Annotated in this window: 15 protein-coding genes; 4 read left to right on the top strand and 11 right to left on the bottom strand. The window is 71.0% G+C overall.

Going from position 1 to position 26,605, the window contains the following annotated elements; all coding sequences use genetic code 11:
* Window positions 1–48: 48 nt before the first annotated feature.
* On the bottom strand, window positions 49–387 hold the full coding sequence (locus QC283_RS37110) for a hypothetical protein (protein WP_279566201.1): 339 nt from the start codon (window positions 385–387) through the stop codon (window positions 49–51).
* Window positions 388–827: 440 nt separating this feature from the next.
* On the opposite strand from QC283_RS37110, the gene QC283_RS37105 reads away from it, so the two are divergent.
* Window positions 828–1,211 carry a peptidoglycan-binding domain-containing protein gene (locus QC283_RS37105; protein WP_279566200.1) on the top strand — a complete coding sequence of 128 codons (384 nt, stop codon included), beginning with the start codon at window positions 828–830 and terminating at the stop codon, window positions 1,209–1,211.
* A gap of 241 nt (window positions 1,212–1,452) precedes the next feature.
* Here QC283_RS37105 and casA read toward each other — a convergent pair whose 3' ends face one another.
* Both casA and QC283_RS37095 read right to left on the bottom strand, forming a co-directional pair.
* Window positions 1,453–3,150 carry a type I-E CRISPR-associated protein Cse1/CasA gene (gene casA / locus QC283_RS37100; protein WP_279566199.1) on the bottom strand — a complete coding sequence of 566 codons (1,698 nt, stop codon included), beginning with the start codon at window positions 3,148–3,150 and terminating at the stop codon, window positions 1,453–1,455.
* Between the two features lie 77 nt (window positions 3,151–3,227).
* A complete protein-coding gene (locus QC283_RS37095; RefSeq protein WP_279566198.1) occupies window positions 3,228–3,917 on the bottom strand; it encodes a hypothetical protein in 690 nt (229 codons plus the stop codon).
* 778 nt (window positions 3,918–4,695) lie between these two features.
* Here QC283_RS37095 and QC283_RS37090 point away from each other — a divergent pair.
* On the top strand, window positions 4,696–5,034 hold the full coding sequence (locus tag QC283_RS37090; protein WP_279566197.1) for a DUF6233 domain-containing protein: 339 nt from the start codon (window positions 4,696–4,698) through the stop codon (window positions 5,032–5,034).
* A gap of 13 nt (window positions 5,035–5,047) precedes the next feature.
* Here QC283_RS37090 and QC283_RS37085 read toward each other — a convergent pair whose 3' ends face one another.
* The 6 genes from QC283_RS37085 to QC283_RS37060 all read right to left on the bottom strand — a co-directional run bounded on the left by QC283_RS37085 (window position 5,048) and on the right by QC283_RS37060 (window position 11,000).
* Complete coding sequence (locus QC283_RS37085) at window positions 5,048–5,407, bottom strand: hypothetical protein (RefSeq protein WP_279566196.1); 360 nt, start codon at window positions 5,405–5,407, stop codon at window positions 5,048–5,050.
* A gap of 228 nt (window positions 5,408–5,635) precedes the next feature.
* The gene (locus QC283_RS37080) at window positions 5,636–6,931 is read right to left on the bottom strand and encodes a UDP-glucose dehydrogenase family protein (protein WP_279566195.1); all 1,296 of its coding nucleotides are present in this window, start codon (window positions 6,929–6,931) and stop codon (window positions 5,636–5,638) included.
* A 136-nt stretch (window positions 6,932–7,067) separates the two neighbouring features.
* Window positions 7,068–7,427 (bottom strand): MazG-like family protein, encoded by a 360-nt coding sequence (locus tag QC283_RS37075; protein ID WP_279566194.1) that lies wholly within the window; start codon window positions 7,425–7,427, stop codon window positions 7,068–7,070.
* Complete coding sequence (locus QC283_RS37070; RefSeq protein WP_279566193.1) at window positions 7,424–8,242, bottom strand: class I SAM-dependent methyltransferase; 819 nt, start codon at window positions 8,240–8,242, stop codon at window positions 7,424–7,426. Before QC283_RS37070 ends, QC283_RS37075 begins: the two co-directional genes overlap by 4 nt.
* Window positions 8,239–9,528, bottom strand: a complete 1,290-nt coding sequence (locus QC283_RS37065; protein WP_279566192.1) for a hypothetical protein — start codon at window positions 9,526–9,528, stop codon at window positions 8,239–8,241. The genes QC283_RS37070 and QC283_RS37065 overlap by 4 nt, the downstream gene beginning before the upstream one ends.
* The gene (locus QC283_RS37060) at window positions 9,525–11,000 is read right to left on the bottom strand and encodes an FAD-binding protein (RefSeq protein ID WP_279566191.1); all 1,476 of its coding nucleotides are present in this window, start codon (window positions 10,998–11,000) and stop codon (window positions 9,525–9,527) included. The genes QC283_RS37065 and QC283_RS37060 overlap by 4 nt, the downstream gene beginning before the upstream one ends.
* A 108-nt stretch (window positions 11,001–11,108) precedes the next feature.
* Here QC283_RS37060 and QC283_RS37055 point away from each other — a divergent pair, with 108 nt between their 5' ends.
* Window positions 11,109–11,597, top strand: a complete 489-nt coding sequence (locus tag QC283_RS37055; RefSeq protein ID WP_279566190.1) for an NUDIX hydrolase — start codon at window positions 11,109–11,111, stop codon at window positions 11,595–11,597.
* 461 nt (window positions 11,598–12,058) lie between these two features.
* Window positions 12,059–13,177: a Tat pathway signal protein gene (locus tag QC283_RS37050; RefSeq protein ID WP_279566189.1), complete on the top strand. Its 1,119-nt coding sequence runs from the start codon at window positions 12,059–12,061 to the stop codon at window positions 13,175–13,177.
* A gap of 200 nt (window positions 13,178–13,377) precedes the next feature.
* Here the strand turns inward: QC283_RS37050 and QC283_RS37045 are convergent, their stop codons facing one another.
* Together QC283_RS37045 and QC283_RS37040 are read right to left on the bottom strand one after the other, a co-directional pair.
* The gene (locus tag QC283_RS37045) at window positions 13,378–13,518 is read right to left on the bottom strand and encodes a hypothetical protein (protein WP_279566188.1); all 141 of its coding nucleotides are present in this window, start codon (window positions 13,516–13,518) and stop codon (window positions 13,378–13,380) included.
* Window positions 13,519–13,844: 326 nt separating this feature from the next.
* Window positions 13,845–26,219: a DEAD/DEAH box helicase family protein gene (locus QC283_RS37040; protein ID WP_279566187.1), complete on the bottom strand. Its 12,375-nt coding sequence runs from the start codon at window positions 26,217–26,219 to the stop codon at window positions 13,845–13,847.
* Window positions 26,220–26,605: the final 386 nt, after the last annotated feature.

The following is a 26,605-nucleotide window of genomic DNA, read 5'->3' as shown; positions in this document are numbered from 1 at the left end:
AATTGGCACCTGGCCGCAGCTTCGGGAGTACCGGGCCCAGCGGGGGCTCTACCGCTCGCGCAGCTCGTACGGGCTGATCTCCTCGTACAGGTCGTCGGACTCATCCCGGCCGAAGCTTTCCTCCCAACCTTCCGGCCAGTTCGCCGGACCGCCGACGCGGAATCGGTCGTCCGCCCATCGCGGTTCTCCCACGCAGAAGGCGTGAACCTGGGGCTGGTCATCACCAGACCGGCGGACGAACTTCTCGTCGTAGATGAGGAAGTGGCCCATGTCGTCGCGGTCCTCGCGAACCTCTTCCGGCAGCGTGACCACACGGGTCACCTTGTCGTCGTCGACATCGACCTCGACCATCACCGGCACCACGTACCGGACCCACCGCTTCGCCACCACTCAACCCCTTCTGCCAGGTCTACCAGCGGCAAGCTATCGGGGAGAGCACCACCAGAGGGAGTTAACCCCAGAGCATCACTCTCAGCTACTTGTCACTTCGCTGTAGCTTCGGGAGTACCGGGCCTGGACGTAGACCGGAGGTGTTTGCCCGCTGAGGCCCTGCTCCAGCAGCCAGTCCGGTTCGGGTGGCCGCGCTGCCTGTGCGCGGCGGCGTTCGGCCAGACGGCGTTCCTCGGTCCTGCACTCCCGCTGCGGCGAAGTGACAAGTAGCTCTGTAAGGGCGCCTGTACCCGGTGGGGTGTTGTGCGCTGGGCGATACAGCGTGTGCTCTTGTACGCCCCTTCGGTATACCGCCTCTTCGGCCGGTGCGGGGATAGCTTCGTTGCCAAGTATCCCAAGTGGCGGGCCGGGCCCGCCGGGCTGGAAGGAGTGCTGGCGTGCTGAAGCGTGCGGGGTTGTCGGTGGCTGCGGCCGCCGTGCTGGCTGGGGCTGTAGTGCCGGTCGGTCTGGCGAGTGAGGCTTTCGCCGCTGGGGCCAAGGCGGGGGTGTGCAAGGACTCGGTGGACGGTGCGTACTGCGGCTACTACTCGGGGGCGGCGTACACCGATCGCGGTGATGCGGGAGCCAAGGTGAAGGAAATCCAGGCCCTGCTGATCCAGCATCACGGCTACCCGGTGGGCCCGAAGGGCGTGGACGGCTACTTCGGGGCGGGAACGGAGTCTGCGGTGAAGCGGCTCCAGAGGGCCCATGGGTCGAAGGCCGATGGCATTGTGGGTGCGAAGACGTGGGTCTGGCTGCGTGGGGAACCGGCAGATCGCTGAGGAGATCTTCTCTCGTTGCCCCCCCGGTAGCGGATAAGGGGGCCAGAGCTCCTCAGTGGCCAACATCTACCGGGCAGAGGCCGCGGGCCGTCCGTCGCGGTAAACCGCGTATTTACCGCGACAGACTCGGATGCCCTGTCACTCCCGCTACATGTCCATCTACCGTAGCTATACGAGAACCGGGCCGATAATGACGTCGGCCAGTTGGTTGACAGCACGGGTCCCGCATCTGGTCGGTAGGTCACTGCTGAGCGCCGCCGCGTGAGCCTCGGGAGCCGGGCGTGGTGGCGGCCTCGGTGACGTCCCACCCGTCGTCAACGCGTTTGCGCAGGGTCGGGTAGGACACGACGCAGTCGGGGTGCTTGCTGAGCTGGGAGAGGGTGTAGCTGCCCCCGAGGACGTCGTAGACGGTGACGGCGGGGCCGCGCTGCCCGGCGCCGGCGGGCCTGGATCCGGTCGGTTTCGGGGTGCGGGGCTTCGCTGTGCGCTGCTTGGGCTGGGGGTCAGGATTCGTCCGGTAGACGGTCCGGAGCTTGGCCGCTTCGAGGGGGCGGAAGGGGAAGGCGTCGATGCAGCGCTCAGCCGCCTCGTGCACGGCGTCGGACCACAGCTCGCGGGCGTCCTGGGGGGCGTCGCTGTGGAAGTCGACGGCCTGGCTCCAGGCGGTGTCCAGATCAGCCAGCAGCATCCGGGGGGCCACCTGGGCGGAGGACCGTCCCGAGATCGTGACGGCATGCAGGCGCAGGTTGCGGCCGATGGCACCGGCGTAGCGGGCCATGTTGGCCAGCTGTTCGCGCGCGGCGGGGTCGGCGAGCTGGCCGGCGGTGCCCAGCTCCATGGATGCGACGGGGATGTCGCTGATCGAGGAAGCGTGCCGGTTGGAGTGCACGGTGGTGGAGAGCACGCCGCGCACGAGGAGGTCGGGTTCGAGGGCGCCGCGCTGGGCTGCGGCTGTGACGTGCTGGATGACGGCACTGTGCTCGCGGGTGCTGTCGAGGAGGACGGCGGCGCGCCAGGGCTGGGGCCAGCCGCTGAGGTCGAGGAACGGGAAGGGGGTCGGCTGGCCGGCCTTGCTCGTGGACCAGGCGGTCATCGGGTCGAGGGGGCTGGTCTGCTGCCAGGCGTCGGTCATGCGGTCGCCGTCGTGATGCGCGACGGCGTCCACGGTGCCGGTGTCGGTGGCGTGCAGCCGGAGGCGGCGACTGGGCCAGGTGAGCAGGTCCAGGCGGCCGGCGGGGGTACGGGTACGCGTCACGGCCGGTGGGGTGTCGCGCTCCCAGACGGGAGTGTCACCGGGGGCGCGCGGCGCGGGGGGCAGGTTGAGCAGGAGGGTGTCCTTCAGGGTCCGCCCGGTCAGGTGGCAGTGGGTGGCCGAGGCGACGGGACCGAGTTTGGAGCCGTAGACCTTGCCGCCCTTGGTGGCGGGGTCACCCGGCGCGGCGCGCTTGATCCCGGCGACGTCGTAGGTGAGCAGGTGCAGCAGCAGTAGCGCGGCCTCGTCGGCCGGGTAGGGCGGGAGCGGGCCGTACAGGGCGGGGTTGAACCAGGCCGCCGAGTCGCCGCCGAGACTGCCCGGGTGGAGGGCCTCGGGGCCGCGGGCGTACTCGGTCAGCGCGGCGCTCTGCAGGGCGGGGTGAGCGGGGTGGAAGAGGTCGAAGTGGTCGTTCCACCGCTCCAGGTAGGCGGTCACCGCGCCGGTGTCGAGCGTGTCGGCCCTCCAGGCGGCGTCCCACTCGGCGGCCTCGCGCGGGGCGGCAGCCGCGTCGTAGAGGGCGACCAGGAGACGCAGCGCGGCGACGTCCTCGGAGCGGGCTACGGACAGCACCAGGCGGTGGGCGCGCACGAGGGCCTCGTGCAGGCCGACAGTGCGGGGTGTGCTGGTGTCCAGGTCCCACACGGGCAGCCAGGACTCGGTGGTGAGCAGGTACGGGATAGGCACGGCGAAGAGGCTCCCTCGGACGGCAGGAGAAGGGGCCGCCGGCACGGCGGCCCCCGGGGGAGAAGGACGGAGGGCGGTCAGGCGGTCGGCACCGTGAAGAGCACGTCCGCGGTCCGCCGGACGGTCGCGGTCCGCGCGTGGGCGATGAGGCTGGTCTCCATGGCGAAGTCGTGGATCTCGCGGGCCGCGTGTTCGGCGGTGACCCGGCTGCTGCCGTCGCTCAGACGCAGCTCGTCCAGGACCTGGGACCGGGTGAGCACGGTGACGTCGCTGTCGACCTGGTCGGCCTGGCCGATGCGCAGGACCGGGTCGCCGTCGTCGTCCAGCGCTAGGTACAGCACGGGGTCGCCCGCCTCGTCGAGGAGTTCTTCGACGTGCTCTGGTGTGACGTCGGGCAGCTCGGGCAGAGGGCCGGGCACCCCGTCGACGTCGGTCACCGCGAACCGCTCCTGGAGGCCGTCGTCGTCGGTGCCCAGGTTCTCGGCGCCGTCGCGGACCAGCGCCTCGTAGCGGGCGTCGGCCTCCGTCTGGGAGTCGCTCTCCTCCACCTCACGGACGACCGGGTCGCTGTAGTCGACGGCCCACATCGTCTCGCCCGAGCCGGGCGCCTCGTAGGTGTGGAGGCGGACGCGGAAGTCGGTCTGTCCCCACTCGTTGACCTGGGTGGTCTCCCGCTGCGGGTTCTGGGCGGCGATCAGCTCCTTGACCTGTTCGGCGTACTCGTCGCTGACATCGCTGCTGGTGACGTTCGAGATCACGTTGCGCATCGGCCGGTGCCCCCTCGACTGCAAGTCCGCCTGACGCGGCGGATGGCGGCGCCCGGCGGACTGCCCGGCACACCCCCACACTAGAACTTTAAAAATTGCCGGGCAACTAGGTTCGCGAGAAACTTTAAAGTTTTCGGGCGGGGGTGTGTCAGTTGGCGCGCAGCTTCCCGCCCCACCGCTGGACGGCCTTGGCGTCGCAGAACTGGCACAACGGCGAAAGGGCTCCGGAGCCGTACTTGTGGGTCGGCCGGCCGCACGCAGAGCACGGGCCGACCTGATCGCCGGGGCACGTGCGCGCCGAAGCGTCCGGCTCACTGACGGGCGGTACAGGGGCAGTCATCGGGGGTCCTCGCCATCCCGGCGGCTACGGGCAGCCGCCTCGAACGAAGAATAGAACGAGATCCTCTCCGCCCCTGGAAAGTCAGCTTCACGGGCTGCCGCCCGCAGGTCCGCGACGATGCCCTCCAGCGTTCCCGGGAGGTGGGTGCGGGGGCGGGTCGCCATCCCGTGGCTCCAGCACAGATCCACCCAGTGCGCCCCGCGTTCGGGAAGCACACGGCGCGGGCGGTGGCCGCAGCGTCGCCGCACACCGTGCAGGGCCGGGGCGGCATCTCCTGGACGCGGGCCAGCGCCTCCCGCCGCACGGGCGGGCCCGGAGCCGCATCCAGGCCGGTCGGCTCGATGCCGTGCTGGTCGAGCAGGTCGGCGGGCTCCATGACGTCCCCGTTTCGCCCACCCCTGGATCGATGCGTGACCGACACACCATAGAATCGAACGCATGAACGATCCAGGTTCGGCGCGTCTGGCGCAGCTCCGCTTTCTGGAGCGGGTGCAGCTGCGCGACCTGGACCGCACCCGCCAATGGATCGCCGACGAGGAACGCCGCGAAGCCGAGCGCCGACGCGGCGCAGAGGAGAGGCCCGCCCCGCCCGACTGGCTCCTGGAGCAAGGGCTGAACCGGGACAGCCTGCCTGTCTACGTCCACGTCGGCGACTGCTGGAACGCAGGCGCCCGCAGCAAGGGGATCAAGCAGGACCAGGCCCGCCGCGCCCTCGCGGACGGTGTCAGTGCCTGCCCACACTGCCGTCCGGACAGTGCGCTGCGCATGCTCGACTAGGACGCGGTGACCGTCACAGACGCTTCAGGCACGTGGCGGGCACCTGGCCTCCCCGGACGATCCTCCAGACGTGTCCCCCGCGGCCGCACTTGTGGTACGCCGGGCCGCTCTGCGTGCGGGCAATCGCCTCGACGCACGAGGTCACCACGTCCCCCCGGTACAGGTAGCGCACGACCGGCGAGTCCGGCGACGCCACGGGCTGGTTGCCCTGCGGCATCCGGACCGCGACCTTCTTGCCGGTGACCTCCCACTTCTTCGCGCACGCTTTCGCACTCGGTGCGGAGACAGCGGACGGCGCCGCCATTGTCGGAGCGGCCGCAGCCGGGGTCACGGTGAGGGCCGCCGCCACGGCGGCCAGCATCATCTTCTTCATGATCGGCTCAACTGATGCACCATCCGTCCCGAGACGCCGCGCCCGGCGTGATCACCCAAGCGAGCGAACCGGCCCCGCCCTTCACCTCTCCTGAACTCACCTCTTAAGAGGTGAGTCGGCGATGTTGCGGCGCCCCGGCCGGGACGACGGGGTGAGTCACGGCGTCCTGCCTCCGCACGTCGGTCTGCATGCGGCTGGGCTGAACCGGGTCGGGCGGGGTTGGGGCCGCTACTTCGGCAGGGCGGTGATCCTGCCGACGCCCATGCAGGTGAATCCGTACCGCACGAGGTCCTGGCGGTTGAGCAGGTTGCGGCCGTCGAAGAGGAGAGGGTTCTTCATCGCCTGCGCGGCTTTGGCCCAGTCCACGTCCACCAGCTCCGGCCACTCGGTCACCACCATGGCGGCATCGCAGTCGGTGACCGCGTCGATGACGTCGCTCTTGCGCTCCACTTGGTCCCACGGTGCTTCTGCACCCGGATGTGCCATAGGGTCCCAGCCCGTGACCTGCGCCCCTTCGGACAGGAGCCGGGCGGCGATGATCGCGCTGGGCGCCTCGCGCATGTCGTCGGTGCCCGGCTTGAAGGTCAGACCCAGCAGGGCGATGCGCCGTCCTCGCAGGCCACCGATCTGCTCCTTCAGTCGCGCGATGGCCCGTCGCGGTTGGAGATCGTTGACCTCGATCACGGCGCTGAGCAGCTGGAAGGGGTAACCGGAGTTCGAGGCCATTGCGCGCAGTGCGCGGGAGTCCTTGGGGAAGCAGGACCCGCCGTAGCCGAGTCCGGCCTTCAGGAAGTGGGGGCCGAGCCGGTGGTCCATCCCGACGGCGGCCGCGACTTCTTCCACATCGGCGCCGGTCGCCTCGCACACGGCTGCGATCTCGTTGGTGAATGTGATCTTCGTTGCGAGCAGGGCGTTCGATGCCAGCTTGACCATCTCCGCCGATGCGATGCTCATCGTCTGCACCGGTCCGTCGACGCCCTTGTGCAGGCTGGCGACGAGCTCCGCGGCCACCGGGTCGGCAGTACCGATCACGATGCGGTCGGGGTGCAGGAAGTCATGGACGGCTTTGCCCTCGGCGGTGAACTCCGGGTTCGACGCATAGCCGACATGGCCGAGACCGGCGGCGGTCATCGCGTTCTGTACCTGTTCGCCGGTACCTACGGGCACGGTGGACTTCATGACGACGGCGGCCAGGTGGGGGGCGTTTCGCAGGTCGTCGATGACGGACCATACGCGGGACAGGTCGGCGTCCCCGGAGGGCGTGGGCGGGGTGTCCACGCAGACGTAGGCGATTTCGGCGTGCTGGAGCGCTTCCTGCGCGTCCAGCGTGAACCTGAGCCGGTCCTCGTTGTTTGCCAGCAGCTCACTGAGGCCCGGTTCGTAGATGGGCACCTCGCCGCGGCGCAGGCTCTCCACGCGGTGCGGCTGAATGTCGCGGACGGTGACCGTGTGTCCGAGCTCTGCCAGGCACGCCCCGGTCACCAAGCCGATGTATCCGGCGCCGAAAACCGCGATGTTCCGCATCTGTCCCACCGTTTCCTGTCCCGTCCTCGCCCTCGTGGCGGCCGAGGCAGCCTATCGAGCAGGTCCCTGTTCCTTGTAACTGCGCAGGCCGGGGCGCGACTTGGAGAGTCGGTCGGCGCCCCGGCGTGTCCACCCGTCAGGGCGGCTGTGTCAGTCCGGCTCGTTCGGCCACCGTGCGGACGTGCTGGTCGAGGAGAGTGAGGAGGTCAGGCGCCTGGCCCTTACGGGTGTAGAGGTGAGCAGTCGCGCACAGTGCTGTCATCGCCAAGTCCAGCAGTTCGTACTCGACGTGCTCCAGCGTGTCGTATACCCCCTTGCGCGGGTTGTGGCCGAGCGCGCCGATGAGAGCGGCGACGACCTCCCCGGCTTCCTCGCTCACCTTGGCGGTACGCCCCCACAGCAGGGCTTCGGGATCACGTTCCCGGTTGGCTGGCGTGCCGTCGATCCACCGCGAGACGGCGAACAGCAGCGCGTTCGTGCCGGTGTCCTCGGTCACCGGTCCGCCGGCCGTTCGGCGATGGCCAGCATGTGCTGGGACAGGCCCAGCACGCTGTGCTCCTCCTCGATGCGCCGCTGAGTGTCCAGGACGTGCTGCCGGCGCTCCGGGTCGGCCATGCGCTCGCCAAGGTCGCCCAGCAGCTTCGCGGGCCCTTCCACCGCGACCAGAGAGCGTACGAGGAGTCCGGCGGAGCGGGCCTCGGCGGCGAGTTCGTCGGGGGCGTGGAAGTACGCGGTGGTCCACAGCCGTTCCTCGCCGCTGGGGTTGCGGTACTCGCCAGTGCGCAACTGCATCTCCAGGGCCTGGGCGACGCCGGGCAGCGGCATCTTGTCCGAGGCGAGGGATTCCCAGCAGGCGTAGTACCGCGACGCCGCGGCGGCAACGATCACGCCTCCGGGCCGCACGCAGCGGCGGGCTTCGGACCACGCCCGGGCGCGGTCGTCAGCCGTGATGAGGTGGTAGAGCGGCCCCAGCAGGAGCACCGCGTCGTGCTGCTCGTCTACGGGCACCTCGCGGGCGTCCCCGCACAAGGCCCGGCGCAGCGCCCGCTCGTGGGCGCGGGAGGCCTGGGTGGCCTGCGAGATGTGCAGGGGGACGGGGTCGACGAGGGTGACGTCGTAGCCGTCGTCGGCCAGAGCGAGGGCATAGGCGCCCGGGCCGCCGCCGACGTCCAGGACCGTGGCGGGCGGTGGGGGAAGGTGGCGGGCGAGGACATCGCGGGTGCGCCAGAACTCGACCGAGCGGCGCGGGTCCTGGAGCCGTGTCTGCTCCAGGCCGAGGTTGTAGAAGCCGAGGACGTCTGAGTCGATCACCGGTTCACCTCCGGGACGGGCGTGGGGGCGGACAGTGCCGTCCGCAGGCGGGCGAGGTAGGTGTTCTGGAAGGCGCGGCGCTCGGCGAGGAGACCGCCGTCCATCACGGGCCCGTGGTGACGGTCGATGACACTGGCGACGGCCCGGCCGATGGCCGGCGCGTGTCCGACGTAGCTGAACACCTTCAGCTGCATCACCAGGAACACGGCACGGGAGGCGGGCAAGTGCGGGCCGACCGGAGTCGGGCTGAACAGGGTGAGGTTGTAGCTGAGGTCGGCCAGGGTCAAGCACCGGTTGGCCAGCTTCGGCCGCGCACGCAGCAGGAGCAGTTCGCGGTCGGTGACATCGCGCAGGACGTGCCGCAACCGCATGAGCAGGATGCGGGAGTGCGGCGACAGCCACGCCAGGCGCGTGAGGCGCTTGTCGACCTGGTCGGGCGGGAGCAGGCTGGGCCGGGACCATGGCAAAGCGGAGTCCGGGGAGCCGGTGAAGGCGTCCCTGACCTGCCGGTAGCCGCTCTCGGCAGCCTGGTGGAGCGTACGCAGGAGGTGCCGGCATTGCGGCGTGGCCAGAAACGGCCAGCCGGGCAGCTGGAGTTTCAGGCCGACGGGCAGCAGCCGCGTGGCGTCCTGGTGCGGGCTGATCGGCAGCAGCCGGCAGCCTGCGGGCAGCGCGTACTCCTTCAGGGCGTCGCGGGCGACGTGCTGAGCGAGGTAGGCAACGGGATCGACCAGGGACCGCCGCAGGGTCGCGTCGGCGATGTCGCGCAGCGACGTGGGCTTCACCCTCTGGCGGACCAGCTTGGGGTACAGGTTGAGGTGCCAGTGCATGGTCTTGTCCCACCACTGGCCGTTGTCCCGGTCGAGCGTACGGTCGTGGTTCCAGCCGACGGTGAGCTGACCGCCGTCGAGCCCGAAGGTGTGCACGGTCTCTGGGTCGCAGACGACATCCGTATACGTCAGCGCGGCCCGCAGGAGTGCCTCCAGCAGCGGGTCGGGAGTGTCGGTGACACTGGTGTGCCGCCCGTGGTCGCTGGCGGCCAGCAGCATGACGTCGTGCAGACTGTGCGGCCATGCCTTGTCGATGACCGCCACACGGTCGGCGCAGCCGTCCACGGGGTATTCGGCGCGGATGTTGGGTCCGTAGTAGGCGCGGTAGTCGCCGTCGTTGGTCCGCTCGGCCGGCGGCGCGGCCAGGCGCGGCGCCGGAAGGGCGGGGTTGACCGGCAGGGCGAGGGCGCCAGGCGGGTAGAGGTCGTCGAGGGTCCCAGCCTCCGGGCGCTTCACCGCGCGACTCCGGCCGCGGAACCGGGCTGCGCTGCTGCGATGGCCTGGGCTGCGGCCATGCCCATCATGGCGGCCTGGACGATGCCCTGGGCGACCCCGGCCGCGTCGCCGACCACGTGCACCGGTAGGCCCGGTACGCGGCACCCGGCGTCGAGCTCGGGCTGCTCCCAGACGAACTCCAGCTCGGGCGCCACGACCAGGACCTGATCCGCGAGGTCGCCGATGGACGCCTCGATGCCGGCGTGCCGCAGAATCGACCCCAGGACGCGGTCCAGGCCCGCGGTCAGGCTGGCGTGTTCCTCGGGGGTGAACAGCTCGTGGACCGGGCCGGTGGTCAGGTCCAGGACGGAGGGCTGGTACGGAAGGCGCTGCTGAAGGTCGGGCCACGCCATGGTGTCCGGGGTGCAGCTCAGGAAGCTGCCCAGCGTCTGGGCGAACGGACGCCCCTGGGTCAGAGCCCGGTAGGTGCCGAGGAAGGACTCCTGGGCCTGCTGGGCGTTCCCGCGGCCCTGCACCTGGCACAGCAGGCCGAAGTTCGCGGCGAGCGGCCGCTCGGCAGGGATCCGGTCGGTCGTCTCGTGCCCGTCGAGCGTGATGACAGCTGGGCCGAAGGCGTTGTGGTAGTGGGTGAACTTCAGCCGGCCCCCGTTGGGGCCGCCGCAGAAGCAGAAGGTCTTGACCTTGTGCACGACGGCTGTGTCCCGCTGACTGATCTTCAGGTCAGGGTGCTCGGTGCCGATCGGGGCAAGGAGCCGTGCGTCCATTTCGAAGCGCACGCCGACGGACAGGTCCGGCGGGGTCATCGCCACGCCCAGCTGCCGCAGCAGCGACGCCGTTGCCGTCACGCCCCGGCGGCCGGTGGCGAGTACGACGTGTCCGGCGTGCACTTCCTTCACGCCGTGGCGGGTTGCCACCTTCACGACCATGCCGCCGCCGACGCGCGGCTGTGCCTCAGCCAGCTCGCTCAGGTACCAGCACTGCGCGCGCAGCCCTTCGTGGCAGGCCTCGATCACCTGCCCGAGATCCTGCTCTCCCAGGACCGCGACCGGGTACTCGCGGATGGACAGGCCGTGGGCGTCGAACGCGGAGACGGCATGGCCGGACAGGGACTCACCGGCCAGCACCGGGGGCTGAGGCAGTGCCGAGGTGAGCCAGGCGTATGCGTCCGCGCACAGCTGGTGCGCGACGGATGCCCCCAAGTGGGGGATCAGACGGCGGCCCGACGGCAGCAGACTCAGCTTCGCGCCGTCGCCGTAGTGCATGCTCCCGCCGAACCCGGAGATCACGTTGCACACCCCGCCGCAACCCGTGCACCGCAGACCGCGGTCCACCGGGCACGGCCGGCGGCGGAAGGCCCGCCCCGCCTCCAGCAGGAGCACCCGCAGATGGGGCGCACGGTCCTGCAGCGTGTGTGCGCAGGCCAGACCCGCAGGTCCAGCCCCGGCGATAACGACGTCGAACTGGTCATCCATGGGGAATCTCCTTCGATTCCGGCCGTCGTAGGCCCGGCCCTCAACGGTTGGTTGAGCTGACGTGGCAGGCTCGGGACGGCAGGTCACGGATCAAGCGAAGGGAACGACATGGCAGTGCAGCAGCCGACCTATGAGGAATGGCTGGCATCGATGGCACGCAGTACGTCAGCCGCGGCCGCCGTCTTCCACGACGCCGAGTTCCGGGTACTGCTGCTGCACGCCACCTACGAGGACTCCTGGCAGCTCCCAGGGGGAACCGTCGAACACGGTCAGGACCCATGGCAGGCCGCTGTCCGCGAGGTGCTTGAAGAGACCGGCCACCAGCTGCCCGTCTGTCCTCAGCTGTTGGGAGTGGACTGGTACCGGCCGACTGGCCTCGACCCGTACGCGCAGTTCCTCTTCAGGGGGCCGCGTGTGGACCGCGCGCAGTTCTCCGTCACGCTGTCCCACGAACACGACGCCTGGGACCTGCGGACGCCAGAAGACTGGGAACCACTCATCGGCCCGCAGCAGGCCGCCCGCCTTACGCTCGCGTGCGATGCACTGCGCACCGGACACCCCCTGTACTTGCAGGACGGGCGACCAGTCGGTTCCTGATCGAGCTCACCGGCAGGCAGTTGCCCTCAACGCCTCCTATGCCTCCTCTCACTCAGGCGAACTCGAGACTTTCCTCCACGGGGCGCACCCCGCCTCGCTGCGGCCGCATAAGAAGAATCCGCGCGACACGGCGTCTTCACCAGTACCGTAGGTGTCGCGAACGGTGGCGAATCCGTCACATGCAGTGACACGAGCCGAAGGCGGCGACGGCCATGGCCAGCGGATCCCGTAACGCACTCCTCGAACTGTGGATCACAGCATCAGGCTTGTCTCACGGTGAAATCGCCCGCCGCGTCGCCACACTGGCCAACGCGCGAGGCCACACGCAGATCGCCCCCGACGCAACCCGGGTCCGACGCTGGATCGACGGCGAAAGGCCACGCCCGCCGGTGCCTGCACTGCTGGCGGAAGTCCTCACAGAGAAGGTCGGCCAGCAGCTCACCCCCGGCGACCTTGGTCTCATGGGTAATGAAGTAATGCTGGATGGCATCCAGCTTCCGCTGCTGCGCGAGGCAGCCGCGCAGACCCTGGCCGGATGGACGCAGATGGACCTCATAGTGAACCGCCGCGACACCCTCAAGCTCGCCCTTGGCGCCCCGCTCATCCTCGCCGCCGAACGGACGCTCGGCGGAACCGCCCGTACGCTCGGCAGCAGCACGAAAGGCTTCGACACCGACACCGTCACCGCGCTGGAGGAGGTCACCCGCTTCTTCGCTGGCGCAGACGCCTCCCGGGGCGGCGGCCTGTACCGCTCAGCCATCGTTGCTCAGCTCGCCGAGGTCGCCCGCCGCATCCAGGACGGCGTCCCACCCTCCCTGAAGACCCGGGTTTTCGCAGCTACCGCCGACTTGGCGGCACTGGCGGGATGGGCCAGTCACGACTGCGGCCGATACGCGCAGGCCCAGCGCTACTGGACCTACGGCGTGTACGCGGCCACCGAGGCCGGGCAACCGGACCGCGGGGTGGAGATCGTCACTCGCATGTCCCATCAGATGATCTACCTCGGTCACCCCAAGGACGCCCTCGGGCTCCTCGGCATCGCCGCGCAGAAGGCCACGCTGCCCTCAACGAAAGCTTTGGTCGCCTCCCAGACCGGGCGAGTACACGCCGCCCTGGGCAACCGCCATGAGTCCGAGCAGCACCTCACCCAAGCCGACCAACTGCTCGCAGACGGACTCGTGCACACCCCTGACTGGGTGGCGTACTTCGATCCCGCCGAGCACGCCGGCGCCCGAGCCGTCTCCGCCCGCGACCTGACCGCACTGGACGGCCGCCACGACCGGGCCAGCACCCACTTCCACGACGCGCTACAGCTGCGCAGGCCCGGCTTCGACCGCGTGAAGGTCATGGACCGGATCGGGCTGGCGGCGGCTTTGTTTGAAGAGGGCGAGGTGGAGCAGGGCGTCACTGCGGCCCATCAGGCACTCGCCGAGGCGGCACGGATCGACTCCGCCCTGGTGGCCTCCCGGCTCAACACCCTGCTGGACGCGGCCCGCTACTACGACTCCACGGCCGTGAAGGACGTACACAGCAGGGCTAGAGAGCTGACCACCGCGCGCCCGACCTCGATCGCGGCCTGAAGGACGGTCGCCCCAACAAGGCTCCGGGCGGCAGCCAGAGGGCCTCGACGAGGGCTGGGACGTCACCGAAGCCGCCACCACACCCGGTGGCCGCGGCTCACGCCGCACGACCTGACGAAGGCAACACCAGGGTCGTTCCGGAGCCCTGCACGGCCTTGAGACAGGAACCATGGACCGCCAGGCAGCCCGCCCCCCCTGGTTCAGTCCAGCTGCATGCAGACTGCCTTACGCAGGTAGCTGGCCTTGACCCATCCCGTCTTCCCGGACTTGATACCGGACGCGGTGCGGTCCATGGTCCACGTCTTCCACCACCCGTCCCGCTTCTCCTGTGGGTTACCCACCCGGTCCCCCTTCCGTAGAAGACCGAGCGACACGTAACCGCTGCCGGGACCGGAGCGGAAGTGAACAGTGGTCGTGGCCTTGTAGCCACAGCCAGACGCTGCGGCCGGCACGGGACCGGAGAAAAGGGCGGTGGCGGTAAAAGTGGCTGCCGCTACGGCAGCGATCATCAGTCGTGTCACGCTTCCCCAACTACAGGCGTGCGCAGCAGGTACGCCTCACAGACAACGATCACCCGGTAGGGGCGTGCGGGTTATCTGGCCAGATAGACCACTTCACGAGGCCGGGCCGGAGCCCGGGCTCTGTGCCCGGGCTCCGGCTGGAACGGTCAGCGCTGGGTGGGCTTGCGTGCTTGCGGCTGCTCGGCGCCACCGCGACGAAGGTGCCCGGCCTGCTCGGTGCTGCCGCCGGGGGCGGGCTTCTTCCCTCGCTTCGTGGTGGTGGACCGGCCGCGGGCGGCAGCCGTGGACACCCCGCGCTTGGCTCCGGGCATCGGCCGGTCCAGGGCCGCCCCCATCTTCCGCATTGCCGGAATGGCCGCCGGGTCCGCCGCGCCGCTCGCGGACGGGGGCGGAGTACCGCCACCCGCACGTCGCGGTCCCCGGTACTCGAGGGCCGCATCTCCCAGCCGCAGGAGCGCCTCCGCACTCGGCAGCGCCTCGCGCTTGTCCGTGCCGCGTTCATCGGGGCGGCGCAGCTTGTCGGCGGCCGCTTGTGCCAGCCCGGCGACCTTCTCGCAGGCTGCGATCGAGACCCGGCGCAAGAAGTCGGAGACGCGACCGTCGGCCATGAGCTTGCCGAAGTGCTCGCCCGCCCGCTCCTTCATGACGTGCATCAGGTGGCCAAAGGCACCCCGCACGCTCTGGATGCGCTGCCACTCCGGCAGGTCTCGGAGTGCAGGCGCGTGGGTGTCGGCCTCCCGCAGCGCCGCGTTGACCTCGTCCGCCGACTGCTGCGGGTCACGGTCCGGCGCCTTCTCCGGCTCGGCAGGTTCCGCGGCCGCCGGGGCGACGGTGGCGGGCTGCTGTGCCTCGGTGGCCGACGCCGCCTCGGGAACTGGCTGCGGTTCGGTGGGCGGGTTCAGCTTGGAGATGGCTTCGGCAAACAGTGCTTCCAGCCGCTGGAGTTCCTCCTCCATGGTGGCGAACAGGTCCGCGCCCGTGCCCTTGTCGGCGGGCACATGTTCGTCCCACGCCTCTTGGACGGCCGCGAAGTCGGCGACGACATCGAGCGGGCGGTCCTCCACCGGCCCAGAGGGCTCCGTCGGGCCGGTCCACAGCGGCAGGTCGGTCTCCGGCTCTGCTGCGGCGGGCGGCGCGGGCTCGGCGGACCCGGGCCGTTCGACGTGGCCCTCGCGCTGCGTGATGTCCGCCGGGGGCTGTTCCTCGCCCGGCTCGGCAGCGCCGTCCGGGCCGGGGGCCGCCGGGCCCTCGGGTGTTACGGGGCGGGCGGGCGTGGCCATCTCGGTTTCCTCCGGAGCGTCAGGAAGCGGGGCAGGCTGGTCGGTCGCCTCGGGAACCGGCTCCGGGCCGGGTGTATCGGCGGGCTCGAGCGGCTCCGCCGTCTCGACGGCCGCCGGGTCCGGAACGGGCTCCGGCGCCGGGGGGGCCTGCTGCACAGTGTCGTCGCGGTCGGGTTCGGCCGGTGCGGCGGCCGCTGCGGCTGCGGCCTCTTGTTCCCGGGCTGCGGCACGGTCGGCCAGCATCGCGTCCAGGGTGGCCTGGAGGCGCCCTTGCATGCGTGTGGTCTCGTGCAGCAGGTTCATGAGCGGGAAGGCGAGGAACTGACGCTCATCGACGGGGTCCGCCGGCAGCGCGGCTCCCCAGGCATTGACCGCCTCCTGGACCGCGGCGAGGTTCACAGCCATCTGCCGCGATCCGTGGTCTTCCACATCTGCCGCACCGAGGCGCCTGAGTTGGGTGCTCAGCGCCTGGAACTGCGGATTCTGCGGGTAATTCGGGTTCGCCCGCGCGGCCGCAAGGGTGATGGTGCGCAGTTGCTGCTCGGCGGTGGTGCGTAGTTCGATGCGCAGCCGGTCCGCCCGTGACTGTGTGCCCCGGACGTTGACGGCGACCGGCGGCTCTCCGTAGGGCTCCCCGGTGACGACCGCGAACATCACGGCGCCCTGACGTGCGGCATCCATGGGTGAGCCGTTGAGTTCGGTGACGTCGGCGGGCATGCCGTCGACCGTCAGCCGGGCGAGCCAGCGGTCGGAGGCGGACAGACGCACTTCAGCGACGGTGGCCTCGCCGTACAGCAGCTCGCCGTTGCGGGGGCCCTCGCCTTCGACCGTGGTCAGCCGGAGTTGGTAGCGGGCGTCGGCGGGGAGCGGGAACGTCTCGGTGAAGGTCCGGGGCGCGGGCGGGTCTTCGACGTCCACGCCAGGCTCCGCTGTCTCCTGCGCCTCGGCTTCAGCCGGGAGGTCTTCCACGGTCGGGGCGGCGGCCGGGACGTCCGTCGCGACGACACTGGGTTCCGGCTCGTCTGCCACTGCTTCCTCCTGGTCTTGCTGGTCGGGGTCCTCATCTGCGCTCTGCGGCGCGGGTGCGTCGTCCGGCGCGGTCTCCTCGTCGGGCGACGCGTCGGGGGCGACCGGGCCCTCTTCTCCGGCTGCCGTGTCCGGGCTGGGGGCGGTGTCCGGGCCGGGAGCAGTCTCGCCGGTCCCGAGGAGGGGGAGCTGTTCGTCCTCGGCGGCCGCGGTGTCCGCCAGCGGCTCCGGTGCGACGGTCTGCGGGGCCTCACTCCATGCGCCGTCACGGAAGACGTAACCGGTCTGCTGCCTGGAGGCGTGGGCCCGCACCCAGGGCATGATCTCCTCCGCCTCCTCGAACCGGCGCAGCCGCTTCGGGGACATGGCGTCCGGGTCCTCATTCGATGCGACGGCGAACTTCGTGCGCCGGTACTCGATGGAGGGTAGGAACAGCAGGTAGCTGGTGCCCGGGAGGGTGATCTCGTAGCGGCCGTCAAAGTGGCCTCGGTACGTCAGGGTCTCGCCGTCGACCAGGCCCAGACTGCCTTCGCGTGGCGCCTCGGCGTCGGCCGCCGTGGTGTCGACCGGGTCGGCCGCCGGTGCCCCTTCTTCCGGGGCGGCAGGTGATTCCGGGGCCGCGGCTGCGAAAAGGTCCAGTTGTTCCTCGTCCCGGTCGGCGGGCGGGCTCTGCTGCTGCACGGAGGCAGGTTCGGGCACCGGCTGCGGCGGCATGCCAAGGAGGTCCCGCCGCTCCTGGTCCGACGCCCTCGGCTCACCGGGAGCACGGGAGGGCTGTTCCTGCCAGGGCAGATCAGCGTGCGGCCCAAGGTCGGTGGGCGGCACGACGGCCTTGGCATCGCCCGTCGAGCCGGACTCGACATGAATGCCGTCGGCCCCGATCGCGGTGACCTTCATCCAGAAGCCATCGGATTCGGGCACGAAACGGTGCCGGGCGCGGACGTAGTCGCCCACCGCCGGCCGCCAGCCAGCTCCGCCCGGGTAGAGGACCTCGTCCACCGCGTCGTGGAACCGGCACACGGCGTCCATGAGCGGCCGGAAGTCGGCGTGGCTGCTCTCCCGGTACCGGGCCAGGATCGCGTGACTGCGCGCCGTGGCGAGGTGACCGTCCCCTTCGGCGAGCCGACCGGCCTCGTACTGGGCCCGGGCCCGCTCCCAGGCCTCGCGCGCCTGGACCAGGGCCGTGGTGGTGCTGCGGCGCTGGATGCCTTCGCGGATGCCCTCCGCTGCGGTGAGGGCTTCTTCGACCTCGGCCAGCGGCGCGGCCAGTGGTACGGCCGCCCGGTCCGGTTCGGGCACGCGAACGCGTTCGCGTGCCCACTCCAGCACACCGTCCCAGTGCACGTGGCGGGTGCTGGTGCCGTCCGGGGCGGTGACCTCCAACCGGTGGCCGTCCTCGCCGGGCTGGCCCTGCTGGTAGACCATCTCCACCTGGTAGTCGGTGCCGCCGACGGTGACGTCCCAGCGCGGGCCGTGCTCGAACGGCCCGCTCCCGCGCGGGCTGTTGGGCTGACGGCTGCTGATGTTCTCGCCCTCGTACAGAGTCAGCTTGCCGCCGTCGTCCCGGTAGTTGAAGAACACCCAGTCGTCGCTGCTGGTCGGGTGGGTCTCCGCAGTGCGGCCAAGGGCCGCCCGCTCCGCGAGTTCGTAGCCGGAACTCGTCAAGATGCCCGTGCCCTGGGAGATGCCGTACAGGTCCCGCAGGACGAACCCGCGGTATCCGCTGGGGGTTTCCTCGGCGAGGCGGTAACGCTTGCCGGTGGGCTGGTGGACGTAGGTCCATTCGTTCTCGGCCGTGCGGCTGCCGGTGACATCGCCCTGTGCGTGCGGGACGGGAACAATGCGGCGGCCGCCGCGCCGGGCCTCGGCGACGTCGGCCTGGCGCTGGTACTCCTTGTAGGACAGGCCGGTGGTCAGCTCGACACAGCTCCCGCACTCGGCGGCCATGGCGCCGCCGTCCTCTGTGCCCCTGTGCCAGCTCCACACCATCGTGTAGCGGTCGGTGTCGGGGGTGCCGCACCGGTCACACTCGCCGTGCCCAGCGTGCCCGTACACGCCCAGCCGTCCATCCTCCGGGCCGCCCTCGGCGCGCGGGTGGATGGCGGGCTCCCTCCGGCTGACGCGCCGTCGGCCGGAGGGTCGACGCGTCGGCGCCGGGGCCTCCGGGGTCTCGCTGGGGAAGAGGTCGAGCTGCGACTCCTCGTCCTCGGCTCCGACGCCCTCGGGTGCTGCGTCGGCCGGCGGCCCGGGGTCGGCGGCCGCCGTGAGCGCGGGGTCCGGTGCTGGAGTGTCCGGTGCCGTCTGAGCGCTGTCTTCGTCCTGCGGGTCGGCGGGGTCGGCCTCCTCCGGCTCTCCGGTCGGTACTGGGGCGCCGGTGTCCGCCGGGGCCGCGGGGTCCACCTCGCTGGCGGCGGAGGCCTGCGTCTGGGTCTGCGCGGGCTCAGGGGCCGGGGCGGGCGCTTCCGTCGTCTCCTGCACCGCCTCGGGCGTCTCCGGCCGGGGGCGGGGCTGGTAGGGCCCGGCGTAGGGGTCCGTCTCACCGATCGGCGGAATGGTGGCCCGCCACCGGGCGGTGTCGTACACCTCGAACTCGAAGCGCTCGGCGGCGTTGCGCAGCACGCGGGCGGTGCGCCGTTCCTCGGCGGTGACGCCGGGGAACGCGTCGGCGGCGGCCTGCGCCGCGTCGCCGAGGGCCTGCATCTGCCCGGCGGTCAGGACGTACTTGCGGTGCGAGGCCACCCACTCCGGCGGCTCGATCGGGGTGCCGTCCGAGTAGGTGGCATCGAGCACCAGGCGACGCAGCTCCCGGACCTGCGCCGTGGTCAGCCGCACCTCGCGGGCGGCGTACTCGGCAGAGACGGGCCAGCGGTGTGTCGGTTCCTTGACCGCGTGCAGTTCGGAGCGGATACTCCCGGCCGCCCGGATCGCCGGTACGCCCGCCGTGGGCGGCAGCGACTCGTGGTAGGGCATGTCATCGGGGGCGCCGCCGCGTGCATCCTGCGCCCACCAGTAGCGGCGGCCGTCGTCGCCGGTGCGGGCGCGGACCCAGCCGATCACCGCGCCGTCGGCGTCGACCACGGTGCCGTGTCCGGCCTCGGTGTCCAGGTCGACCAGCCGGTTGCCGTTGCCGTAGCGCAGCTCGATGCCCTCGGAGGTCGCGGCCTGTGCGGCGTCCGCGGCGTTCTGCCGCTCCTTGGCGGCCCGGTCGGTGTTCTCCGGCTGGGCCGAACCGTCGGGCCACTGCACCTCACCGCGTTCCCAGACCCGCGTGCCGGACTGGGTGGTGACCAGCACCAGGTCGCCGTCGTCGGTGCCGATGACCGTGCCGGGCCCGTCCGGCGTCTGCACGACCACCGTGTCCTCGGCTGCGGGGACGGTGTCGGTGTCGGTGTCGTCGGCCTCCGGGTCCTCCGGCTCGTTCTCCGGCGCCCCCGTGTCGCCGGGTGCGGCGGGCTCGGTCTGCGATTCGGCGGCGGCCGGCGGGGCGGGCTCAGGGCTGACCGTGTCCGGCTCGGGCTCAGCGTCGGCGGCCGCAGCCACCGGAGCGCACTTGGCCCGTGCTTCGGCGAACTGTTCGTCGGTGGGTGGGGCGGCCTCGCGCAAGGCGATGGCCAGGGCACGGAGCGCCAGGGCTGCGGACTCGTTGCGCTCCTCGATCCGGAAATGGATCTCGTGGTCCAGACGGCCATAGCGCCACGCAGGCAGGTCACTGGAGCGGGTGGCGGTGTCGTGCGCGACGGCGGCGTCGATCCAGGCAGGGAGGTGTTCCCAAGGGGTCCTGAAAGACACGTCGCCCTGCGTGATGGTCAGCCCGTTGATGTGGGTCGACAGGCGCACGTCGCCGGCGGCGCGCAGGGCGGGGGGCAGGTCGCTGCTGTCGGAGGCGTAGAAGGCTGTCGTCGGCGTCTGCCGCTGCTCGGCGATCCACTCCCGTACGTGGTCCCCCGGCAGGCGCCGGGACTGGGTACTGACGGGCTGGCCGTCGACTGCGACGGCACTGACCAGTCCGCGCACCTGGTCTTCGCTGAGGACCGCCATGATGGCCCACCCGGCGGACTGGCGGACGGGCGCGAGGACCGCGTCATGCATGGCGGAGACGTCCGCAGTGGGCTCGGTCTGCACCGGCCCGGTCGGGGCCTCGGTCTCCTGCGGGGCGGCCTCAGTGGTCTCTTCTGTGTCGTGCTGGTCGGGGCCGTTGTAGGTGTAGACGACGCCCAGCCGCTCGAAGGCGGCGCGCAGGCCGCGTACGGCCGTGTCGCGGTCCTCGAAGGGGGTGGCGCGGCGCTGGTACCACTTCTGCTGACGGCGCGACCACTGGAAGTTCAGGTCGTTCAGCGCGTCCCGGATGCGCTGGTCCCCGCCGCGCGGGGTGTTGCGGACCTCGGTGCCCTCCGCGTCGTGGTCGATCACGATACGGGCGGCGGCCGCCTCTTCCGCCTCGATCTGCGCCTCGGACGGCAGCTCGATGACGGTTCCGGGCGGGGCGGCGAGGATCGCCTCCAGGTCGACCATGAACAGGGGGTCGGTCTCCCCCTGGTACAGGGTGAGCAGGTCCAGGTTCAGGTTTGTCAGATCGTCGCTCTGCTGCTGACGGCGCTCGCCGACCTGGTAGTTGACCCACTCGTTGTAGCTGACGCGGTAGGACCCGCCGACGCGTTCGGCGACCTTGCCGATCTGGTGGATCAGCTCGGGCAGCGGGTTGTCCGGGTCGTAGGAGAACCCGACGCCGGGCCGGTCGATGTAGGCGACCACGTCGCGGCCGGACAGCTTGTGGCGCTGCAACAGCGGCTCGTAGTACCGCAGGACGGCCGCGCACCGGGCCATGGCCGGCGAGGGGCCGGTGTGCTGCTCCGGCTCCGGCTGCTGCTGCTCCGGCTGCGGGGCAGGGGTGTCCGGCTCACCGGCGGGCGCCTCGGTGGCAGACTCCGCCGGGGGCTGCGGGCCGCCGATGTGCGTGACCGACACCCGGTCGCCGAACAGGTCGACCAGTTCCTGGAGCGGTGCCGTCTCCTCGGGCGAGGCAGGCTCCTCCGGCTCCGGCACGGCGCCGGAGAAGAGGTCGTCCACCGCCTCCCTGAACCGCTGTTCCCTGTCCTGTTCGTCGTCGGCCGCATCGTCGCCCGCGGCCTCGGGCGTGACCGGGCCGGGGGACGGCTCCGCCTCGAGATCACCGGAGCCAGCGGGCTCAGGGGCGCTCTGTCCGGGCCCGGCGTCCGGGCCGGACTGGTCCTGTGCTTCGGCCGGCGGGTCCTCCTGCCCGGGTTCGGCGCCGCCTGCGGACGGACTCGCAGTTGGCCGTTGGGCGCTGTCCTCGGGAAAGAACGCATCGGCCATGTCCTGGGCGAACGCTTCCGCCGCGGCCTTCTCCGCAGGGGTAGGCGCGTCAGGGTTGGGCGCGTCGTCGGACCGGTTCTCGTCCTGCGTCAGGCCCCGGGCCCGGGCCTGGATCTCGTGCTCGTCGGCGATGGTCTTGCGCAGCTTGGCGATGTGCTCGCGCAGCGCTTCGAGTTCCTCGTTGACCTCCTCGGCCGCGTCCTCGTTGACGCTCGCAGCCCGTTCGACCCGCTCGGCGAGGGCGGCCTCCTTCTCGTTGGCGACGACCAGCTTGCCCAGCGCCTTCTCCTCCCGTTCCTTGGAACGGGCCTGGATGCGGTAGGGGTTCTCGTCCTTCGGGCGGAGGTTGGAGACGATCTCCTCGCGGCGGGCCCGCAGGGACTCGGCCGACTGCTCCAGCTTGGTGAGGTCGTCGTCCAGGTGGTTGAGGAAGTGCTCCAGGCTCTGGATGGCGCCGCGGCCGTTGGACTGGGTGACGGATGAGGCCTGCCACTGTGCACGGTCCTCGCGCTGGCCCAGCGGTACGACGTATCCCCAGGCGAAGCGCAGGCGCATCTGGCGGCGGCCGCTGGCCCCGTAGGCGACCTCCGCGTGGAAGTCCTGCCCGCCGAAGGTGCCGACCGGGACGCGCTCGCCGGGCCGCAGCGACTGGTCCTGGGCGACGGCGACCATCTTGGCGCCGAGCGCGTTCGCGGCCGCGTCGCGGCTGCGGTAGGTGGCGTCTCCGACGGTCATGGCGAAGTCGTCGCCGGTGGTCGGGCGCCGGTTGGGGGCCGCCGCCCGCATGCCTTCCAGGGCGGTGTCCGCGCGGGCGAGGAAGTCGTCAATGTCGCCGAGCTGCTGCGTGCGGGTGTCCTGCTGGCGGTCCCAGCTTCGGGCCAGGCCCTGGAGCCGGGCGCGTTCAGCGGTGGCCTCAGCCAGTTGCAGGATTGCCGGGTCACCGGAGGCCAGGGCGGAGAGCATGCCGAGGTTGATGGCGTCGGCGCCGATGTCCTCGATCTCTCGGGCGCTGAAGTCCTTGCGCTGGATCTGGCCGATGAACCTCGCCTTGCGGGCGAGGGTGGTCAGCCGGAACTCATCGAAGGTGCGCTCGGTGATGTAGTACAGGATGCGGACGTGGTCGGGGGTGTTCTCGATCCACGGGGCGTTGAGGTTGCCGCGCCGCTCGATACGGCCGTCGCGCTGGGCCATGTCCGCCGGCCGCCACGGGTAGGACAGGTGGTGCAGTGCGACCGCCCTGTCCTGGATGTTCGTGCCGGTGCCCATCTTCTGCGTAGATCCGACCAAAACGCGGACGCGTCCGGAGCGGCAGTCGGCGAACAGCTTCTCCTTCTTGCGGTCGGTGGCCGCCTCGTGGATGAAGCGGATGGATTCGCGCGGCATCCCCCGCTGCACCAGTTCGTCGCGCAGGTCCGCGTACAGGTCGGCGGCATGCTTGGCGGTGCTGCCGGGGGTGCCTTCGTCCAGGAATACGAGCTGGAGGCCGCCGGGCAGTTCCTGCGGGGTCGGGTCGTCCCCGGAGACCGGGTAGACGATGTCCTTCGTCTCCTGCCAGATCTCCGCGATCTTCTCGGCCGCGTAGGGGATCTTGCTGCCCATCTCCTTGCTGCCGCCGAGGCTGCGCATGTCGACGGCGGCGGCGTCGGCGAGGTCGGCGACCTTCTCCATGTCCAGCACACGCCCGCCGCCCGCCGGGTCCTCGCTAGAGATCTGGTCGGCCGTGATGCTCAGGCCGAGGTTGCGCAGGGCCTCGGTGGCGTCGACCAGGTCCAGGTCGACGGAGGCGCGCAGGCCCTCGCCGAGGGCCTTGAGGACGCCGCCGGGCTTGCGCACCCAGGGCTTGTGCGGCAGCTCCTTGATGAACTGGCGTTGCGCCGGCGTCGGTGGGATGAGGACGGTCTCGCCGCGCTGCCCGTCTTCGTTCTCCAGCACGGGCGGCGTGGGCAGGTCCAAGTCTTCGGCCATCTGCACGTCGGCGAAGACCCTGTAGGCGCTCATCAGCTCTGGCACGTTGAAGAAGCGGCTGAAGCGCGCCTTGTACTTGTACCCGTCGCCCTTGGGATCGGGTTCCAGTTGGGAGACGACCTCGCCGAAGGTGGCGGCCCAGTTGTCGAAGGCGTCGAGCCCCATCTCCTCCAGGATCTGCGGGGCGAGGTAGCGCTTGAGGACGTAGGCCTCGGTCACCGAGTTGGCGATCGGGGTGCCGGTGGCCAGGGTCGCCACGCGGTCGGACTCGTTGGTCGTGCGCAGGTAGTCCAGCACCATGTGGAGCTTGGTGGCCTTCGCCGAGCCCTGGATCGCGGCGCCGGGGATCGCCGAGACGGTGCGCAGGTTTTTGTACTCGTGCGCCTCGTCCAGGAAGACATAGTCGACGCCGGTGTCCTCCAGGTAGACGCCGTTGTCGTCGCCCATGGACTCGATCTGCTGCTGGAGCTTGGCCTCCGCGTTGGCCAGGCTCTCCTCGATCTGCTTGACCGTGTTGCGGTGCATCCCGGCCTGAGCGGCGACGTCGAGCTGGTCGCGCAGCGACTGCATCTCGTGGTCGAGGTAGTTGCGCTGGGTGTCCGGCCGCAGGGGCACCCGGTTGAACGCCTCGTGCGTGAGGATCACGGCGTCCCAGTCGCCGCCCGCGATCCGGCCCATGAATTTCGCGCGGCGCTTCTTGTTCAGGTCGCTCGCGGTGATCGCCAGGATCTTCGCGTTCGGGTAGAGCTGCCGGAAGTCGCGCGACCACTGCTTGAGCATGTGGTTGGGCACGATCAGGCACGGCTTCTTCGCCAGGCCGGTGCGGCGCAGCTCCATCGCGCCGGCGGCCATGGTCGCCGTCTTACCCGCGCCGACGACATGGGCGAGCAGCGCCGTCGGCTCGTTGACGATCCGGCGGATCGCGGCGTTCTGGTGCTCCTTCATCGTCCAGCGGCTGATCAGGCCGGGAAGGGTCAGCGCGGAGCCCGAATACTCGGGCAGCACCAGGTTGTTGAACTGCTCGTTGTAGATCTTCGCGAGGTTGGCCGCGCGGGTCTCGTCGGCCCACACCCAGTCCTCGAAGGCCTCCGCGATCAGCCGGGCCTTCTCCTGCGCCTCGTCCGTGGCGGCCTTGTCGACGTAGGTCCGGCCCTCGTTGTCGCGGTAGGTGACCTGGATGGTCGAGTCGGCCTGCCGCAGCAGTGCGCTGAACAGGTCCTGCGTCGGGCGGGAGCTGGTGCCCCACTCGGTGCGCGCCAGGTCCCCGTTCTTCGCGCCGCGGACCTCCCACACGGTGCCGCCCGCGTGCAGCACGCTGGCGTCCTCGAAGCCCAGGTGGGCGAGGAAGTCGTTGTAGGTCTCGACCGGAATCCACGGGGCGCCGATCTTGGCTTTGATCTCGGAGGGCGCCAGGTCGGCGGGCTGGACCCGTTCCAGGGCGGAGACGTTGCCCTGGAACGTCGGGTCTTCGGCGGCCCGCTCCCGGGCGGCCGCGAGCTTGGTGCGGACGTTGCCGGACAGGTAGCGGTGCCGGGGCTCCCACGCGTCGTCCTGGAGCGGGTCGCGGTAGGCGAGCCCGGCGTCCGCGCACTGCGCGGCCGCGCTCTCCTCGTCCAGCCCCAGGAGGCTGGCGACCCGGCTCATGTCCAGGTGCCCGCCGTCGTACTCCATCGCCAGGGCGATGGCGTCCTCGTGGCTGTTGGCCCGGGCTGGCAGGATGCGCGGCTCCAGGACGCGGGTCAGCAGCACCTTCTGCTCGGTGCCCTTGCCCGTGCGATCGTCCCACTCCTCCAGGCCAAACAGCAGCGAGGCGTCGGGATCGTCGTCAATCCAGGCGAACGCGGTGCGCTGCTTCCACGCGGCCGGGACCTCCTTCAGGCCCTGTGCCTTGGCCTGCTCGCGGGCCTCGGGAGGCGTGAAGACGTAGTGCTGGCGCGGCTTGGTCAGCGGCGGGTGCTTCTTGCGGTAGTCCCGCCAGGCCACCCGCAGTTCCGCGCGGAGCGCCGCGAGCTGCGGAGTCTCCCCCGGCTCGGGGGTGTCCGCCTCCGTCTCGTACAGCTTCAGGGTCAGGCCCTTGAGGCGGATGAGCTGGACAAGCTGGTCGCGCTGGTCGGGATGGATCTCCAGCGGGACCGGGCGGCCGCCGTCGATGATCGTGGGGTTGCCCTCGGCGTCCAGCCCGAGCGCTCCCTCGGTGCCGCCGGTGACGATCGTCTGCACCGGCTCGGTGCGCTGGTCGGCGGCCGCGGTGAGCCCGGCGGCCCGGGCCTCCACCGCGATGGCGGCGGCCGCGGCCGCCAGGGATTCCGCCGGCGCCTGGTCGGTACGGCCGACGACGGTGACCTCCGGCCCCCACTCCCGGGAGCCCGCGCGCAGCTCGCCGAGCACGTACTCGGGGTGCGCGTCGAAGTAGGAGTTCACCGCCAGTTCGTCGTCGTGGCCGGGCAGCACCCGCTTGCGGGACGTCAGCCACGTCTTGTCCCCCGGCTCCTCGCCGGGCATCCGGCGCCGCAGGAACAGCACGTCGGTGACGACGTCCGTCCCGGCCGCCGCCGCGTGCGCCCGGGCGGGCAGACGGACCGCGCCGACCAGGTCGCCGAGCTGGTACATGCGCTCCCGGGCGTCCGACTTCTCCGCGTCCATGGTGTAGCGCGAGGTGATGAGCGCGACGACGCCGCCCGGCCGGGTGGCGTACAGCGACTTCAGCACAAAGTGGTCGTGGATGGAGAGCGACAGGTCGGCGTTGTGGACCTTGTCGAACCGCTTGTACCGGCCGAAGGGCACGTTGCCGACGACGCCGTCGAAGCCACCGTCGGCGAGCGGGACCTCTTCCAGGCCGCTGGTGATGATCTCGGCGTCCGGGTACAGGTGGCGGGCAATCGCCGCGGTGGTCGGCTCGACCTCCACGCCGGTCATCTGCACCGGGGTCGAGGTCAGGATCGGCGCGAAGCCGATGAAGTTGCCGCTGCCGCTGCCGGGTTCGAGGACGCGGCCGCCGGTGAAGCCGAGGCCGCGGACCGCGCCCCAGATCGAGCGGACCAGGTCGGCGTCGGTGTAGTGCGCGTTGATGGTGTTGTGCCGGGCCGCCGCCCACTCGTCCTCGGAGAGGAGTTCCCGGATCTGCTCGCGCAGGTCACTGACCGCGTCCCAGCGCGCTACGGCCCGCTCGTAGGGCTCGTCCGCGTCGAACGCCGCACGCGCCGGCCGCGGGTTGAAGATGACGGGCAGGGCGCCCCAACCGGACCAGCGCGCGAGGGTCCGCTGTTCCTCTTCAGTGGCCGCTCGCTGCTCGCGCTCCAGGA

It is taken from the genome of Streptomyces sp. DH41 (genome assembly GCF_029813785.1).
Taxonomy (GTDB): Bacteria; Actinomycetota; Actinomycetes; order Streptomycetales; family Streptomycetaceae; genus Streptomyces.
Note: the sequence above shows the minus strand (reverse complement) of the source record. Positions and strands in the feature narration are given on the sequence as shown.

Bases quoted from the DNA above. Each gene is read 5' to 3' on its own strand.
- QC283_RS37095 (WP_279566198.1), bottom strand. From the start codon at position 3,917: ATGCGCAACGTGATCTCGAACGTCACCAGCAGCGATGTCAGCGACGAG.
- QC283_RS37090 (WP_279566197.1), top strand. From the start codon at position 4,696: ATGAACGATCCAGGTTCGGCGCGTCTGGCGCAGCTCCGCTTTCTGGAG.
- QC283_RS37085 (WP_279566196.1), bottom strand. From the start codon at position 5,407: ATGAAGAAGATGATGCTGGCCGCCGTGGCGGCGGCCCTCACCGTGACC.
- QC283_RS37080 (WP_279566195.1), bottom strand. From the start codon at position 6,931: ATGCGGAACATCGCGGTTTTCGGCGCCGGATACATCGGCTTGGTGACC.
- QC283_RS37060 (WP_279566191.1), bottom strand. From the start codon at position 11,000: ATGGATGACCAGTTCGACGTCGTTATCGCCGGGGCTGGACCTGCGGGT.
- QC283_RS37055 (WP_279566190.1), top strand. From the start codon at position 11,109: ATGGCAGTGCAGCAGCCGACCTATGAGGAATGGCTGGCATCGATGGCA.
- QC283_RS37050 (WP_279566189.1), top strand. From the start codon at position 12,059: ATGGGTAATGAAGTAATGCTGGATGGCATCCAGCTTCCGCTGCTGCGC.
- QC283_RS37040 (WP_279566187.1), bottom strand. From the start codon at position 26,219: ATGACCGGCGTGGAGGTCGAGCCGACCACCGCGGCGATTGCCCGCCAC.